This window comes from Streptomyces sp. NPDC048606 (assembly GCF_040650855.1).
In the GTDB taxonomy this organism is placed as follows: Bacteria; Actinomycetota; Actinomycetes; order Streptomycetales; family Streptomycetaceae; genus Streptomyces.
Genome location: NZ_JBEZIB010000030.1, coordinates 32,577 through 49,223 on the forward strand (window position 1 = coordinate 32,577; position 16,647 = coordinate 49,223).

The 16,647-nt window shown below is 69.0% G+C and carries 11 protein-coding genes; 6 read left to right on the top strand and 5 right to left on the bottom strand.

Going from position 1 to position 16,647, the window contains the following annotated elements:
* Positions 1–8 precede the first annotated feature (8 nt).
* The 6 genes from rplA to AB0D01_RS28305 all read left to right on the top strand — a co-directional run bounded on the left by rplA (position 9) and on the right by AB0D01_RS28305 (position 11,171).
* The gene (rplA, locus tag AB0D01_RS28280; RefSeq protein ID WP_363060091.1) at positions 9–737 is read left to right on the top strand and encodes a 50S ribosomal protein L1; all 729 of its coding nucleotides are present in this window, start codon (positions 9–11) and stop codon (positions 735–737) included.
* Positions 738–911: 174 nt separating this feature from the next.
* Positions 912–1,766 carry a hypothetical protein gene (locus AB0D01_RS28285; RefSeq protein ID WP_363060093.1) on the top strand — a complete coding sequence of 285 codons (855 nt, stop codon included), beginning with the start codon at positions 912–914 and terminating at the stop codon, positions 1,764–1,766.
* A 307-nt stretch (positions 1,767–2,073) separates the two neighbouring features.
* Positions 2,074–2,604: a 50S ribosomal protein L10 gene (gene rplJ, locus AB0D01_RS28290; RefSeq protein ID WP_266574556.1), complete on the top strand. Its 531-nt coding sequence runs from the start codon at positions 2,074–2,076 to the stop codon at positions 2,602–2,604.
* Between the two features lie 110 nt (positions 2,605–2,714).
* Positions 2,715–3,098 (top strand): 50S ribosomal protein L7/L12, encoded by a 384-nt coding sequence (gene rplL, locus AB0D01_RS28295; RefSeq protein WP_363060095.1) that lies wholly within the window; start codon positions 2,715–2,717, stop codon positions 3,096–3,098.
* 595 nt (positions 3,099–3,693) lie between these two features.
* The gene (gene rpoB, locus AB0D01_RS28300; RefSeq protein WP_363060097.1) at positions 3,694–7,176 is read left to right on the top strand and encodes a DNA-directed RNA polymerase subunit beta; all 3,483 of its coding nucleotides are present in this window, start codon (positions 3,694–3,696) and stop codon (positions 7,174–7,176) included.
* A gap of 95 nt (positions 7,177–7,271) precedes the next feature.
* On the top strand, positions 7,272–11,171 hold the full coding sequence (locus AB0D01_RS28305) for a DNA-directed RNA polymerase subunit beta' (RefSeq protein WP_363060099.1): 3,900 nt from the start codon (positions 7,272–7,274) through the stop codon (positions 11,169–11,171).
* A 128-nt stretch (positions 11,172–11,299) separates the two neighbouring features.
* Here AB0D01_RS28305 and AB0D01_RS28310 read toward each other — a convergent pair whose 3' ends face one another.
* The 5 genes from AB0D01_RS28310 to AB0D01_RS28330 are packed head-to-tail and all read right to left on the bottom strand — an operon-like array spanning position 11,300 to position 16,592.
* Positions 11,300–12,514, bottom strand: coding sequence for a tetrahydrofolate dehydrogenase/cyclohydrolase catalytic domain-containing protein (locus AB0D01_RS28310; protein WP_363060101.1), 1,215 nt, complete (start codon positions 12,512–12,514; stop codon positions 11,300–11,302).
* A complete protein-coding gene (locus AB0D01_RS28315) occupies positions 12,511–12,954 on the bottom strand; it encodes a hypothetical protein (RefSeq protein ID WP_363060102.1) in 444 nt (147 codons plus the stop codon). Before AB0D01_RS28315 ends, AB0D01_RS28310 begins: the two co-directional genes overlap by 4 nt.
* 43 nt (positions 12,955–12,997) lie before the next feature.
* The gene (locus AB0D01_RS28320; protein ID WP_363060104.1) at positions 12,998–13,405 is read right to left on the bottom strand and encodes a DUF4913 domain-containing protein; all 408 of its coding nucleotides are present in this window, start codon (positions 13,403–13,405) and stop codon (positions 12,998–13,000) included.
* Positions 13,402–15,180, bottom strand: a complete 1,779-nt coding sequence (locus tag AB0D01_RS28325) for a TraM recognition domain-containing protein (protein ID WP_363060106.1) — start codon at positions 15,178–15,180, stop codon at positions 13,402–13,404. Before AB0D01_RS28325 ends, AB0D01_RS28320 begins: the two co-directional genes overlap by 4 nt.
* Positions 15,180–16,592 (bottom strand): ATP/GTP-binding protein, encoded by a 1,413-nt coding sequence (locus AB0D01_RS28330; RefSeq protein WP_363060221.1) that lies wholly within the window; start codon positions 16,590–16,592, stop codon positions 15,180–15,182. The genes AB0D01_RS28325 and AB0D01_RS28330 overlap by 1 nt, the downstream gene beginning before the upstream one ends.
* Positions 16,593–16,647: the final 55 nt, after the last annotated feature.

The following is a 16,647-nucleotide window of genomic DNA, read 5'->3' on the forward strand; positions in this document are numbered from 1 at the left end:
GAGCAGAAGTGAAGCGCAGCAAGACTCTCCGCGCTGCGGACGCCAAGGTCGACCGGGACAAGCTCTACGCCCCGCTCGAGGCCGTCCGTCTCGCCAAGGAGACCTCCTCCACCAAGTTCGACGCCACCGTCGAGGTTGCCTTCCGCCTGGGTGTCGACCCGCGCAAGGCCGACCAGATGGTCCGCGGCACCGTGAACCTCCCGCACGGCACCGGTAAGACCGCCCGGGTCCTGGTCTTCGCGACCGGTGACCGTGCTGCGGCCGCGGAAGCCGCCGGCGCCGACATCGTCGGCGACGACGAGCTGATCAACGAGATCGCCAAGGGCAACCGCCTCAACGAGTTCGACGCCGTTGTGGCGACCCCGGACCTCATGGGCAAGGTCGGCCGCCTCGGCCGCGTGCTCGGTCCGCGTGGTCTCATGCCGAACCCGAAGACCGGCACCGTCACCATGGACGTCGCCAAGGCTGTCACCGAGATCAAGGGTGGCAAGATCGAGTTCCGCGTCGACAAGCACTCGAACCTGCACTTCATCATCGGCAAGGTCTCCTTCACCGATGAGCAGCTCGTCGAGAACTACGCCGCGGCCCTGGACGAGATCGTTCGTCTGAAGCCGTCGGCCGCCAAGGGTCGCTACATCAAGAAGGCCGCCCTGGCCACCACGATGGGCCCCGGCATCCAGCTGGACTCCAACCGCACCCGGAACCTCCTCGTCGAGGAAGACCCGGCTGCTGTCTGAGTGGTCCGAGCCTGAAGGCTCGCCCGTCACGCAGTGACACGAACGGGCCCTCCGCCCCCTCCACAGGGGTCGGGGGGCCCGTTCCTTTTCTGGCGCGATCACGACGGGCGCGCGACCGGTGATCTCCGTAGGGTCGAAGATCCGATCGAGGAACACACCAGGGGTGGGGACTCCATGCGTACGTACGGTACGAAGACCGCGGGGGCCGCGCTGGCCGTGACACTGCTCGTGGCGGGGGCCACCGGCTGCGAGGGCGGCGCGAAGGCGGACGGGGGGAAGGCGGGCACCACCGCGTCCCCGTCGGCGACGGGAACGGGGAAGGCCGACGGCGGGGCCGCGCAGGCCTCCCCGGCCGCCTACCTGGAGAAGGCGAAGCGGAGCTCCGCCGACATCACCTCCGTGCACTACACGATGAAGGGCTCCGTGGCGGGCCAGGAGGTCATCGGGGACGTCACCATGCGCCTGAGGCCGTCCGTGGCGATGGACATGACGATCGAGACGGGCGACGGGGATTCGACGGGCTTCCGGATGCTCGACGGGGTCGCCTACCTGGGGACGCAGGGCGCGTGGTTCAAGCTCGACGTGCCCGACCGGGCCGGGAGCGCGGGCGGGGCCGCGGGCGGGGGCGTCAACCGCTCCGGGGAGGTGCCCGGCGACCGGGCCGACGGGCTGCTGGCCGCCCCCGACCTCAGGATGGTCGGCGACGAGATCGTGGCCGGGGAGAAGACCAAGCACGTCAGCGGCACGGTCGCGGTGGAGGCGATGAAGGCCGCGCCGGCGGCGGATCCCCAGGCGCGGGCCCGGCAGGAGGCCCTGGTGCGGCAACTGGAGTCGCAGGGCGTGAAGAGCCTGGTGACGGACATGTGGATCGACGAGTCCGGTCGCACGCAGCAGGTCCGCACCCGGGGCGAGGGCACCGCCGGGCCGCTCGACGTCACCGTGAAGTTCGTTTCGTACGACCAGGCGGTGAACATCACGGCGCCCCCGGCCGATCAGCTCGCCGATCTTTCCGAGCTCACGCGGCCCTGAACCCGGGCTGACCTGGGGGAACGCGCGGAGGCGGCCCCGTGGGGGAGGGGCCGGGACGGGCGGATTTGCTTGACGTCGGATCGTTCGCGTACGCTTCCCCAGAAGCCAAAGACCGCTGGTCGTTGCCGTGCCCGCAAGGGAACGGTGGCCGAAGGATCCGCTGCGAGCGGACGTCCTGCGCAGGTGTTCGTGGAAAGCTCCTGAATCTGATTCGGTTGAGCCCTGCCCCGTGCGCTTGCGCCGGGGCGTTTTGTTTGTCCAGCCCCTTCTGAGCGGTCCTCATCACCCGGAAGGAGGCCGACGCTCTATGGCAAGGCCCGACAAGGCTGCTGCGGTAGCCGAGCTTGAGGACCAGTTCCGCAGCTCGAACGCCGTTGTGCTGACCGAGTACCGGGGTCTCACCGTCGCGCAGCTCAAGACGCTGCGTCGTTCGCTCGGTGAGAACGCCCAGTACGCCGTGGTGAAGAACACGCTGACCAAGATTGCGGCCAACAACGCCGGGATCACCTCGCTCGACGACCAGTTCACCGGTCCGACGGGCGCCGCCTTCATCACCGGTGACCCGGTGGAGTCGGCGAAGGGTCTTCGTGACTTCGCCAAGGAGAACCCGAACCTCATCATCAAGGGCGGTGTCCTTGACGGTAAGGCGCTGACCGCCGATGAGATCAAGAAGCTCGCGGACCTCGAGTCCCGCGAGGTTCTGCTCAGCAAGCTGGCCGGCGCGTTCAAGGGCAAGCAGTCCCAGGCTGCCTCGCTCTTCCAGGCGCTGCCGTCGAAGTTCGTCCGCACCGCGGAAGCGCTTCGCGTCAAGCTCGCCGAGCAGGGCGGTGCCGAGTAATTCGGCTCGCGCACTGATCTACGCCGCCTAGTGCGTGGGTCGTAGCGGGCCGTTACGCCCGCCTCTCTATACATCCGGCACCTGCCGAATTAGTGGAAGGATCGCCCATCATGGCGAAGCTCTCTCAGGACGACCTCCTCGCCCAGTTCGAGGAGATGACCCTCATCGAGCTCTCCGAGTTCGTGAAGGCCTTCGAGGAGAAGTTCGACGTCACCGCCGCCGCGGCCGTCGCCGTTGCCGGTCCGGCCGGTCCGGGCGCCGTTGCCGAGGCCGAGGAGGAGAAGGACGAGTTCGACGTCATCCTCACCGGTGCGGGCGACAAGAAGATCCAGGTCATCAAGGTCGTGCGCGAGCTGACCTCCCTGGGTCTGAAGGAGGCCAAGGACCTCGTCGACGGCACCCCGAAGCCGGTCCTCGAGAAGGTCAACAAGGAGGCCGCTGACAAGGCCGCCGAGGCCCTCAAGGCCGCCGGTGCCGGTGTCGAGGTCAAGTAACACCTCTGAGGCCCTCTGAGGCCTCTTCAAGGGGCGATCACCCGTAAGGGTGGTCGCCCTTTGGCGTATCCGCAGTGCCTGACTTGCCCTGGTCTCGTTGGGGAGTAGGGTGATCATCGTTGCCTCGAAGCAGGGTCCAGAGATGATCCGCTCGGAGCACGGGCCCTTGACGAACGGCCGACGGCGCGCAATTCTCAGACCCGTCGCCGACTCGGACAGCCGGACCGGTTCAATCCGGGATCCGAGGCATGGATCGACTACGAAGAGGGCAGTACTGATACGCGCTCTGTGTACGAGAGTCGCGACGTTGGACACGGATCCGTTCGGACGCCGTGTGGGTTGGAACGACGTGGGGAAGGCCTGTTGCCGGTTTCCGGAAACCTGGTCTGGACATCAGTGAGCCAAGTGGCTACACTGACCCTTTGCGCTGCCTGTTAGCTGCCCCCTGCCCGTCGCCAGGGGCATGCCCACGCTCGAGCACACCTGACTGATCGTCTCTGACCTGGTCTTTTGCCCGGATCGGAAACGCCTGTCGTCTGTGCCGACTGGGACCGGTACGCGCGTAGTGAGTCCGAGCCCTCGGAAGGACCCCCTCTTGGCCGCCTCGCGCAACGCCTCGACCAATACGAACAACGGTGCCAGCACCGCCCCGCTGCGCATCTCCTTTGCAAAGATCAAGGAGCCCCTCGAGGTTCCGAACCTCCTGGCGCTGCAGACCGAGAGCTTTGACTGGCTGCTCGGCAACGCCGCCTGGAAGTCTCGCGTCGAGTCGGCGCTCGAGAGTGGACAGGACGTCCCCACCAAGTCCGGTCTGGAGGAGATCTTCGAGGAGATCTCGCCGATCGAGGACTTCTCCGGGTCGATGTCGCTGACGTTCCGCGACCACCGGTTCGAGCCGGCGAAGAACTCCGTCGACGAGTGCAAGGAGCGCGACTTCACGTACGCGGCGCCGCTCTTCGTCACGGCCGAGTTCACGAACAACGAGACCGGTGAGATCAAGTCTCAGACGGTCTTCATGGGCGACTTCCCGCTCATGACCAACAAGGGCACCTTCGTCATCAACGGCACCGAGCGCGTCGTCGTGTCGCAGCTCGTCCGTTCCCCGGGTGTCTACTTCGACTCCTCCATCGACAAGACGTCCGACAAGGACATCTTCTCCGCCAAGATCATCCCCTCCCGGGGTGCCTGGCTGGAGATGGAGGTCGACAAGCGCGACATGGTCGGTGTCCGCATCGACCGCAAGCGCAAGCAGTCCGTCACCGTCCTCCTGAAGGCTCTCGGCTGGACCACCGAGCAGATCCTCGAGGAGTTCGGCGAGTACGAGTCCATGCGCGCCACCCTGGAGAAGGACCACACCCAGGGCCAGGACGACGCGCTGCTCGACATCTACCGCAAGCTGCGCCCGGGCGAACCGCCGACCCGCGAGGCCGCTCAGACGCTGCTCGAGAACCTCTACTTCAACCCGAAGCGCTACGACCTCGCGAAGGTCGGCCGCTACAAGGTGAACAAGAAGCTCGGCGCCGACGAGCCGCTCGACGCCGGTGTGCTCACCACCGACGACGTCATCGCGACGATCAAGTACCTCGTGAAGCTCCACGCGGGCGAGACCGAGACCATCGGTGAGTCGGGTCGTTCGATCGTCGTCGAGACCGACGACATCGACCACTTCGGCAACCGTCGTCTGCGCAACGTCGGCGAGCTCATCCAGAACCAGGTCCGTACGGGTCTCGCCCGTATGGAGCGCGTCGTGCGCGAGCGCATGACCACCCAGGACGTCGAGGCGATCACGCCGCAGACCCTGATCAACATCCGGCCGGTCGTCGCCTCCATCAAGGAGTTCTTCGGCACCAGCCAGCTGTCGCAGTTCATGGACCAGAACAACCCGCTGTCGGGTCTGACGCACAAGCGTCGTCTCTCGGCGCTGGGTCCCGGCGGTCTCTCCCGTGAGCGGGCCGGCTTCGAGGTCCGTGACGTGCACCCGTCGCACTACGGCCGCATGTGCCCGATCGAGACCCCCGAAGGCCCGAACATCGGTCTGATCGGCTCGCTCGCGTCCTACGGTCGCGTCAACGCGTTCGGTTTCATCGAGACCCCGTACCGCAAGGTCGTCGACGGCCAGGTCACCGACGAGGTCGACTACGTCACCGCCGACGAGGAAGACCGCTTCGTCATCGCCCAGGCGAACGCCCGCCTCGACGACGACCTGCGCTTCACCGAGGGTCGCGTCCTGGTCCGCAAGCGTGGCGGCGAGGTCGACTACGTCGAGCCGTCCGACGTGGACTACATGGACGTCTCGCCGCGCCAGATGGTGTCCGTCGCCACCGCGATGATCCCCTTCCTCGAGCACGACGACGCCAACCGCGCCCTCATGGGCGCGAACATGATGCGCCAGGCCGTTCCGCTCATCAAGGCGGAGGCCCCGCTCGTCGGCACCGGCATGGAGTACCGCTGCGCGGTCGACGCCGGCGACTCGATCAAGGCGGAGAAGAACGGTGTCGTCCAGGAGGTCTCGGCCGACTACATCACCGTCGCCAACGACGACGGCACGTACACCACGTACCGCGTCGCCAAGTTCTCCCGCTCGAACCAGGGCACCTCGGTCAACCAGAAGGTCATCGTCAACGAGGGTGACCGGATCATCGAGGCCCAGGTCCTCGCCGACGGTCCGGCGACCGAAGAGGGCGAGATGGCCCTCGGCAAGAACCTGCTCGTCGCGTTCATGCCGTGGGAGGGTCACAACTACGAGGACGCGATCATCCTGTCGCAGCGCCTCGTGCAGGACGACGTTCTCTCCTCGATCCACATCGAGGAGCACGAGGTCGACGCCCGTGACACCAAGCTCGGCCCCGAGGAGATCACCCGGGACATCCCGAACGTCTCCGAGGAGGTCCTCGCGGACCTCGACGAGCGCGGCATCATCCGCATCGGCGCCGACGTCGTCGCCGGCGACATCCTCGTCGGCAAGGTCACGCCCAAGGGTGAGACCGAGCTGACCCCCGAGGAGCGCCTGCTCCGCGCGATCTTCGGTGAGAAGGCCCGCGAGGTACGTGACACCTCGCTCAAGGTGCCCCACGGTGAGATCGGCAAGGTCATCGGTGTCCGCGTCTTCGACCGCGAGGAGGGCGACGAGCTTCCTCCGGGCGTGAACCAGCTGGTCCGCGTCTACGTCGCCCAGAAGCGCAAGATCACCGACGGTGACAAGCTCGCCGGCCGTCACGGCAACAAGGGTGTCATCTCCAAGATCCTCCCGATCGAGGACATGCCCTTCCTGGAAGACGGCACCCCGGTCGACATCATCCTCAACCCGCTGGGTGTCCCGTCCCGAATGAACCCGGGACAGGTCCTGGAGATCCACCTCGGCTGGCTCGCCAGCCGCGGCTGGGACGTCTCCGGCCTCGCGGACGAGTGGGCGCAGCGCCTCCAGGCGATCGGCGCGGACCAGGTCGCCCCCGGCACCAACGTCGCGACCCCGGTCTTCGACGGTGCCCGCGAGGACGAGCTGGCCGGCCTGCTCCAGCACACCATCCCGAACCGCGACGGCGAGCGCATGGTGCTCCCGACCGGTAAGGCGCGCCTGTTCGACGGCCGCTCCGGCGAGCCGTTCCCGGACCCGATCTCGGTCGGGTACATGTACATCCTCAAGCTGCACCACCTGGTCGACGACAAGCTCCACGCCCGTTCGACCGGTCCGTACTCGATGATCACGCAGCAGCCGCTGGGTGGTAAGGCGCAGTTCGGTGGTCAGCGCTTCGGTGAGATGGAGGTGTGGGCGCTTGAGGCTTATGGCGCCGCGTACGCGCTCCAGGAACTCCTGACGATCAAGTCCGACGACGTGACCGGCCGCGTGAAGGTCTACGAGGCCATCGTCAAGGGCGAGAACATTCCCGAGCCGGGCATTCCCGAGTCCTTCAAGGTGCTCATCAAGGAAATGCAGTCGCTCTGCCTCAACGTGGAGGTGCTGTCCTCGGACGGCATGTCCATCGAGATGCGCGACACCGACGAGGACGTCTTCCGCGCGGCGGAGGAGCTCGGTATCGACCTGTCCCGGCGCGAGCCGAGCAGCGTCGAAGAGGTCTGACGGGCCTGGCCGGGGGATCCGAGTGATCCCCCGGCCGCCCCGGGACCGTTCAGACCATGATTGAGACTCGACCCCGAAAGAGGGATTGACGCACAGTGCTCGACGTCAACTTCTTCGACGAGCTGCGGATCGGCCTTGCCACCGCGGACGACATCCGAACCTGGTCGCACGGCGAGGTCAAGAAGCCGGAGACCATCAACTACCGCACCCTCAAGCCCGAGAAGGACGGACTCTTCTGCGAGAAGATCTTCGGTCCGACCCGGGACTGGGAGTGCTACTGCGGCAAGTACAAGCGTGTCCGCTTCAAGGGCATCATCTGTGAGCGTTGTGGCGTCGAGGTCACGCGCGCCAAGGTGCGCCGTGAGCGGATGGGCCACATCGAGCTCGCCGCTCCCGTCACCCACATCTGGTACTTCAAGGGCGTTCCGTCGCGTCTTGGCTACCTGCTCGACCTCGCGCCGAAGGACCTCGAGAAGGTCATCTACTTCGCCGCGTACATGATCACGTTCGTCGACGACGAGCGCCGTACCCGCGACCTGCCGTCGCTGGAGGCCCACGTCTCCGTCGAGCGCCAGCAGATCGAGAACCGCCGTGACGCGGACCTCGAAGGCCGTGCCAAGAAGCTGGAAAGCGACCTGGCCGAGCTTGAGGCCGAGGGCGCCAAGGCCGACGTGCGCCGCAAGGTGCGCGAGGGTGCCGAGCGCGAGATGAAGCAGCTCCGCGACCGCGCCCAGCGCGAGATCGACCGCCTCGACGAGGTGTGGAACCGCTTCAAGAACCTCAAGGTCCAGGACCTGGAGGGCGACGAGCTCCTCTACCGCGAGCTGCGTGACCGCTTCGGCACGTACTTCGACGGTTCGATGGGTGCCGCGGCGCTGCAGAAGCGCCTGGAGTCCTTCGACCTGGAGGAGGAGGCCGAGCGCCTCCGCGAGATCATCCGCACCGGCAAGGGCCAGAAGAAGACCCGTGCGCTCAAGCGCCTCAAGGTCGTCTCCGCGTTCCTGCAGACCAGCAACAGCCCCAAGGGCATGGTGCTCGACTGCGTGCCGGTCATCCCGCCGGACCTGCGTCCGATGGTGCAGCTGGACGGTGGCCGCTTCGCGACCTCCGACCTGAACGACCTGTACCGCCGCGTGATCAACCGCAACAACCGCCTGAAGCGCCTTCTCGACCTCGGTGCCCCCGAGATCATCGTGAACAACGAGAAGCGCATGCTCCAGGAGGCCGTGGACGCCCTCTTCGACAACGGTCGTCGTGGTCGCCCGGTCACCGGTCCCGGCAACCGTCCCCTGAAGTCCCTCAGCGACATGCTGAAGGGCAAGCAGGGTCGATTCCGTCAGAACCTCCTCGGCAAGCGCGTGGACTACTCCGCGCGTTCCGTGATCGTCGTCGGTCCGCAGCTGAAGCTGCACCAGTGTGGTCTGCCCAAGGCCATGGCGCTGGAGCTCTTCAAGCCGTTCGTGATGAAGCGCCTGGTCGACCTGAACCACGCGCAGAACATCAAGTCGGCGAAGCGCATGGTCGAGCGCGGCCGCACGGTCGTCTACGACGTGCTCGAAGAGGTCATCGCCGAGCACCCGGTGCTGCTGAACCGTGCGCCCACGCTGCACCGTCTCGGCATCCAGGCCTTCGAGCCCCAGCTGGTCGAAGGCAAGGCCATCCAGATCCACCCGCTCGTCTGCACCGCGTTCAACGCGGACTTCGACGGTGACCAGATGGCCGTGCACCTGCCGCTCTCCGCGGAGGCGCAGGCCGAGGCCCGCATCCTGATGCTGTCCTCGAACAACATCCTCAAGCCGGCCGACGGCCGTCCGGTCACGATGCCGACCCAGGACATGGTCCTCGGTCTGTTCTTCCTGACCACCGACGGTGAGCTCCGTGACGTCAAGGGCGAGGGCCGCGCGTTCGGCTCCACCGCCGAGGCGATCATGGCGTTCGACGCCGGCGAGCTGGCGCTCCAGTCGTCCGTCGACATCCGCTTCCCGGTGGGCACCATCCCGCCGCGCGGCTGGGTGGCGCCGGTCGCCGAGGAGGGCGAGCAGGAGTTCCAGCCGGGCGACAGCTTCCGTCTGAAGACCACCCTGGGTCGCGCGCTCTTCAACGAGCTGCTGCCCGAGGACTACCCGTTCGTCGACTACTCGGTGGGCAAGAAGCAGCTCTCCGAGATCGTCAACGACCTGGCGGAGCGCTACCCCAAGGTGATCGTGGCGGCGACGCTCGACAACCTGAAGGCGGCCGGCTTCCACTGGGCGACCCGTTCGGGCGTCACCGTGGCCATCTCCGACGTCGTCGTGCCCGAGGCCAAGAAGGCCATCGTCGCGGGCTACGAGGCGCAGGACGAGAAGGTCCAGAAGCAGTACGAGCGCGGTCTGATCACCAAGGACGAGCGCACGCAGGAGCTCATCGCGATCTGGACCAAGGCGACCAACGAGGTCGCCGAGGCGATGAACGCGAACTTCCCCAAGACGAACCCCATCTTCATGATGGTTGACTCGGGTGCCCGAGGAAACATGATGCAGATGCGACAGATCGCCGGTATGCGTGGTCTGGTGTCGAACGCGAAGAACGAGACCATCCCGCGTCCGATCAAGGCGTCCTTCCGTGAGGGCCTCACCGTTCTGGAGTACTTCATCTCCACGCACGGTGCCCGTAAGGGTCTGGCGGACACCGCCCTGCGTACCGCCGACTCGGGTTACCTCACCCGTCGTCTGGTGGACGTCTCGCAGGACGTCATCATCCGCGAGGAGGACTGCGGCACCGAGCGCGGCCTCAAGCTCAAGATCGGTGTCAAGGACGAGGCGGGTGTCCTGCGCAAGGCGGACGACGTCGAGACCTCCGTGTACGCCCGCATGCTGGCCGAGGACGTCGTCATCGACGGCAAGGTCATCGCGCCGGCCAACGTGGACCTCGGTGACGTGCTCATCGACGCCCTCATCGCGAACGGCGTCGAAGAGGTCAAGACCCGCTCGGTCCTGACCTGTGAGTCCGCCGTCGGCACCTGTGCCTTCTGCTACGGCCGCTCGCTGGCCACCGGCAAGCTGGTCGACATCGGTGAGGCGGTCGGCATCATCGCCGCCCAGTCCATCGGTGAGCCCGGTACCCAGCTGACGATGCGTACCTTCCACACCGGTGGTGTGGCCGGTGACGACATCACGCAGGGTCTGCCGCGTGTCGTCGAGCTCTTCGAGGCCCGTACCCCGAAGGGTGTCGCCCCGATCTCCGAGGCCGCCGGTCGCGTGCGGATCGAGGAGACCGAGAAGACGAAGAAGATCGTCATCACGCCCGACGACGGCAGCGAGGAGACGGCGTTCCCGATCTCCAAGCGCGCCAAGGTCATCGTGCACGAGGGCGACCACGTCGAGGTGGGCCAGAAGCTCACCATGGGTGCCACCAACCCGCACGACGTGCTGCGCATCCTCGGCCAGCGCGCCGTCCAGGTCCACCTGGTCGGCGAAGTCCAGAAGGTCTACAACTCGCAGGGCGTGTCGATCCACGACAAGCACATCGAGATCATCATCCGGCAGATGCTGCGCCGCGTGACGATCATCGAGTCCGGCGACGCGGAGCTCCTGCCGGGCGAGCTCGTCGAGCGCTCGAAGTTCGAGACCGAGAACCGTCGTGTGGTCACCGAGGGCGGTCACCCCGCCTCCGGTCGTCCGCAGCTGATGGGTATCACCAAGGCCTCGCTGGCGACGGAATCCTGGCTGTCGGCCGCCTCCTTCCAGGAGACGACCCGAGTCCTGACGGACGCGGCGATCAACGCCAAGTCCGACAGCCTCATCGGCCTCAAGGAGAACGTCATCATCGGTAAGCTCATCCCGGCCGGTACGGGTCTGTCCCGCTACCGCAACATCCGGGTCGAGCCCACCGAAGAGGCCAAGGCCGCGATGTACTCGGCCGTCGGCTACGACGACATCGACTACTCGCCCTTCGGCACCGGGTCCGGCCAGGCCGTCCCGCTGGAGGACTACGACTACGGCCCGTACAACGGCTGAGGTCTGAGCAGTAGGTAGAGAACCGCAGGGCGGTCACCCGAGAGGGTGACCGCCCTGCGGCGTTGGGTACGGGGTGTGCGGGCCGGGGTGGGCGGGCCGTACGGGGTGTGTACGGCTCCCGGGGTGGGTCAGCGGGTGTGCCCGCCGCCCTGCCGGGGTTGCTGCGGCTGCTGGGGGAGGGCGGGGGCCGGCTGTCGGCCGGGGACCCGCGGCGGTGTGCCCGGGGCGCGGGGCGTGGCCGGGGGCGCTCCGCCGCCGCGCAGCCGGGCGGCCTCGGCGACCGTGACCGCCCCGATGGGCCCGGTGGCGGGCGCGGTGGCGGGCGCCGCGGTGGGTGCGGCGGGGGGCGCCGCGGTGGGTGCGGCGGTCGTGGGTGCGGCGGGTGTGGCGGGTGCGGCGGCCGTGGGGCCGTTCGTGGCCGCCGCGGGGGCGTTCGCGCGCGCGGCGTCGGCCGCCGCCGCGAACTCGGCGCGGTCCAGGAAGGGGCCGGGGGTCACCTTCCAGGGGGTGACGTTCGGGTCCACCTCCTGGCGGACCACCCGTTCCATGAGGGTGGCCATCTCGACGGGCCCGATGCCTCCGGGCACGGGGGTGATGTTCTGCGGGATCCCGGCGGCCTCGGGGCGGATGTCGCCCCGTACGCTGCCGTCCGCCTGCGGGACGAAGCCGGAGTCGATCACGACCCGGTGGTGGGGGCGGATGTGGTCGGGGCCCAGGATGCCGGGGTTGCCCGTCACGGAGATGACGATGTCGGCGTCGCGGACGTGGCGCAGGTCGTCGCCCTGGTCCAGGGTGATCGGGTCGTGGCCGTTCTCCCTGAGGAGTCCGACGACGCCCTGTCCGACGAAGCCGTTGCTGCCGACCACGGCGATGGTGGGCATGTCCCGGGCGAAGGGCTCGGCGACCCGGTAGATGCCCTCGGCGGTGGCGCAGGCCGCGTAGGGGGAGCGCCCCTTGAGGAGGGCGTCGATGTCCTTCGCGGGGTCCAGGTGCGCGACGACCGGCATGAGGTGCGGCGGCGGCGGGAACTGGATGATGATCGAGCGGGTGCTCGGGTCCGCGTTGTGGCTCTCCAGGACCCGTTGGAAGCCGGCGCGGTCGATGCCGGGCGGCAGGATCACGTGGTCGGCCTGGAAGCCGAGGTGCTCGAAGGCCTTCACCTTCTGCTCGGCCGACACCCGGGAGGCCTCCAGGCGGATCCGCCAGTCCGGCGGGTCGGTCGGGGCCGGGCTGAACCGGATGATCGCGACCTTCTGTTCGCGGGGCTGGACGACCTCCCGGTAGTGCGCGTACAGCTCGCGGGCCTGGCGCAGTACGTCGCGGCCCGAAACCGGTTCCGTCACGTCAGGGGGTCCAGTCCGGCCAGGACCTCGGCGACGGGCGCCAGCGGGCGTCCGCCGAAGAGCCGGGTCACCTCGTCCGCGGTCAGCTCACGGTCGCCCTCGTAGCCGTCGGCGTAGCCGTTCGCGGTCACCGCGAGGGAGACGGCGGTGAAGGTCTCGGGGCCGGGGACGTAGTGGTAGGAGAAGTCGCCGAAGTGCGCGATCCACAGGACGGCGCTGAGCTGTGGGCTGAGCTTCTCGCGGAGCAGGGGCAGGACGGCGTTGGCGACGGCCGAGAAGTCGTACGTGATCCCGCGGTCGTCCGGGTTGTCGGCCAGTTCCGACACGACGGCCACGGCATGGCCGGTGGCCGGGTCGTACGCCGCGCGCAGCAGGGCGTGGGCCTCGCCGGCGAGGGGGTGTCGCCACCGGAACAGCTGGGTGATCTGTGGAAGTTCCATGGGTCTCTCCGGTTCGGGTGGTCGCGTCACTCGGGACGTGCGGTCAGAACTCGTCGACCACCGGTGCGGGCTTCGCCCGGTGGGCTCCCACCTTGCACCCGGCGAACGGGCCCGTCGGGCTGCGCAGTTCGCCCAGCACGGCGCCCAGGTGGTCGCGGTGCCACAGGGCCGGCCCGCTCGGCCCGGCCGCGGGGTCGGTCAGCTCCTGCCACGCCAGCCACAGGCCGTGCAGCCGGGCGACCGCTTCCAGGTGCTCCCACCAGCGCGGGCACCAGGGCGAGGAGGAGCCGACCTCGCGGCCGTAGACGGGCAGCAGCAGGGCGTGCACCCAGGTGACGAGGAGCCGCAGCTCCTCGTCGTACTCCGCTCCGTCGAGGTAGAGGATGAACAGCGGCGGCGCGCCCTCCTCGGCGGGGACCGCCTCGGCGGGCATCTCCATCGGCGCGGTCATCGCAGGGCCTCCCGCGCGGCGCGGGCCGTGATGGCCTGGACCTCGGCCTGTGCGGCCGCCTGGATGCGGTCGGCGCCGGGCTCCTTGTACCAGGGCCGCAGCCGGATCAGGGCCGGCCGGACACCGGTGGCCATCAGCAGCGCGGTGCCCTTGGGCAGGGCCCGGATCCGGTCCGCGGGCAGGATCCGCTCCAGCCGGTACGAGGTCGAGCGGCTGCGGCCGTCCTTGCTGCGGGAGGTGCTGACCGTGCTCACGTCCTGCTCGCCGACCAGCTTGGAGATCTTCTCCACGAAGTCGGCGTCGTCGAGACCGGCACCCAGCAGCTTGATCGTCGCCGCGCCCCAGAGGGCGTCCATGCCGGCCTCGCCCCACACGCGCGAGCCCTGCCGGTAGCTCTGGAGCAGCGTCACGATGTTGATGCCGCGCGAACCGAGGTGCGAGTACAGGTCGGGCAGGTCGGAGATCCGGCAGACGTTCGCCGCCTCGTCGAGGACCGCCGTCATCGGCGGGTCGAGGCGCCCGCCCATGCGCTCGGCCGCCCGGACGCCGGCCCGCAGGACGGAGTCGGCGAGCGCCGCGATCACCCCGGCGGCCGAGCCGCCGCCGTCCTTCGACAGCAGGTACAGGGTGTCGGTGCCCAGGACGTGGTGGTCGGGCCGGAACTCGGGGCGCACCGGGTCCGGGCTCACCCAGGCCACGATGCGGGGGTCGAGGAGGCAGGCCACGGACTGGCGGGCCGTCTCGTAGATGCCGTCACGGGTCTCGACGGCGCCCTGGATGGTGCCGCGCAGCTGTTCGGCGAGGGCGGTCATCCCGGCGTCGCGCAACAGGTCGATCGGGGCGCGGTCGGCGGGGTCGGCGAGCCAGCCGAGGACCTCCTCGACGCCCTTGCCGCCCTTGCTCGCGGCGTGGAACAGCGCGGTGAGGGTGTTCTGGGCGGCGGAGATCCAGAAGTCCCGCTTGGAGGCGTCGTCGTTGACGGCGCTCATGAAGTGCCCGGCCAGCCGGCGGGCCCCCTCGATGTCGCGGGCGTCGGCGAGCATGTCCCACCACAGGGCGCGGGGGGTGTGCGCGATGCCCTGCGGGTCGAACGTCCAGACCTGGCCGACGCGTTCGCGTTCGGCGCGGGTGACGGCGTACACGTCCGACTTGTTGGAGGTCAGCAGGACGCAGCCGCGGGCGCGCAGGACCCGGGGGACGGCGATGCCGGTGGACTTGCCGGCGCGGGGGGCCATCAGGTCCAGTTCCACGTCCTCGTAACTGGAGCGCAGTTCGGGGCCGTTGGGCTCCAGGTTGCCCAGCAGGTTGCCCCGGTCGTCGGGGCTGAGCTTGCCGTCGGTGAGCTTCTTCAGGCTCGGGCGCAGTTCCAGCGCGCGGGCGGCGGCGCCCTTGGGGAGCATCGACCGCAGCTCGCGGCGACCGGCCAGCCCCTCCGAACCACCGAACGCCCTGCGCACCAGCAGCACCAGGGCCACGACCAGCCCCAGCAGCATCCCGAACGTCACCGCGATCCCGGCGCCCGCCACCGCGGGGGAGGCCCCCGGCCAGAGCGGCCCCGGCCCCTCCCGCACCAGCGTCGCGAGGGTGCTCAGCGCGAACGGGGGCGGGTTCCAGCCCGCGCCCGACACCGCCGCGCCCAGCGTGCCGCCCAACCAGGCCGACAGGAAGCCGACGAAGACGGCGGCGGCCACGGCCACGACCAGCCAGGGCAGCAGGTCCTCGGCGGAACCCCCGCCCTTCTTGCGGGGCGTGCGCCCCGTCACCGACCGCGCCATCAGCTGCCCTCCCCGGACTTCGACAGCGCGACCCTGTCCGACTCGGTCCACCGGTTGTTCGTGTTGTGCAGGGCCTTCTCGGTCTCCGTGATGGCCACCTTGATCGGGATGCCCGGCCGGCCACCCACCTTGATCAGGAACCGGCCCCGGCCGGGCGGCTCGGCGTTCGCCGTCGGGTTGGCCCACCCGGGCGGCGAGGACCAGGACGACACCAGGTCGATCTCCCGCTCCGACATGCCGATGACCTTGCCGAGCTCCTCCATCTCGGTACGCGGCAACCCCGCGCACACCACCATCCCCGCACGCTCGACGAAGCCGCGGGCCTTGGCCCGGTCCGCCTCGCTGCCCAGCGCCTCGGCGTCCTTCAGGGTGTGGGTGATCTTGGCGTCGCCCAGGCCCAGCGAACGGTTCAGACGGGTCAGGGCGTCGATGCGCTCCACGATGCCGGACGCCGCGCGCAGCGGACGCCACAGCTCGTCCAGGACGGTGAAGAACCAGCGCTGCGGGGCCAGGCCCGCGTCGGCGAGCGCGTGCGCGGCGGCGACCGTGCCGAGCCCGTCCGACCAGGCCGCGAGCATCGCCGCCGCCGTCAGCTGGGTGTCCGCCTCACCGATGCGGGAGATGTCCACGCACACGGCCGGCGCGTTCGGGTTGATCCGCGTGGAGGTCTCCGTGGCGAACGTGTCGCCCAGCGGGCCGTCCAGGATGCCGATCAGCGAACGGTGCAGGGGGTCGACGGCCTCCTGGTACCGCTCCTGGTTCCCGCGGTCCAGGGTGACCGCGCGGACCCGGTCCGGACCCTCGTCGAGGACCCGCAGGAGGTCGGGCAGCAACGGCGGCTTGCCCGGCGCGGCCCGCTCCTTGAGGTGGTGCAGGCACGCCGACAGCACCGACTGCTCGTGGTCGTCCATCGGACGCCCGCGCATGATGGTGATCAGCGCCGCCACCATGTTGAGGACACGACCGTGCGCCTCCGCCTGGAGCACCCGACCGGCCTCCCCGCCGATGCGCTCCGCCGCCTCGCCCATCGCCCCCGGGTCCAGGACGTTGATGCCGCCGACCCCGCGCCCGATGGAGATCACCTGGCCGCCGAGGGCCCGTACGGTGTCCGCGTAGTCAGGCTTCAGGTCGCCGAGGACCAGCGGCACCACACCGGTCGCCGTCATCCCGATCAGCATCCGGTTGACCAGCGTCGACTTGCCCAGACCCGGCATGCCGAGCATGAACAGCGACGGGTTCGAGATGTACCGCGCCCGGGTGAACCACGAGATCGGATCTCCGCACACCGTCGCACCCGTGTGCAGGTGCTGACCCAGCGGCACGCCCGTCATCGGCGCGCCCGACCCCGCCGCGAACGGCCACAGACCGCACGCCTGCACGGTCGTGGCACGCCACATCGACGGCGGGTCCATGTTCGCGACCTGCCCGCCGCCCGGCCCGGCCCAGCCACGCGACGGCGCCACGGGT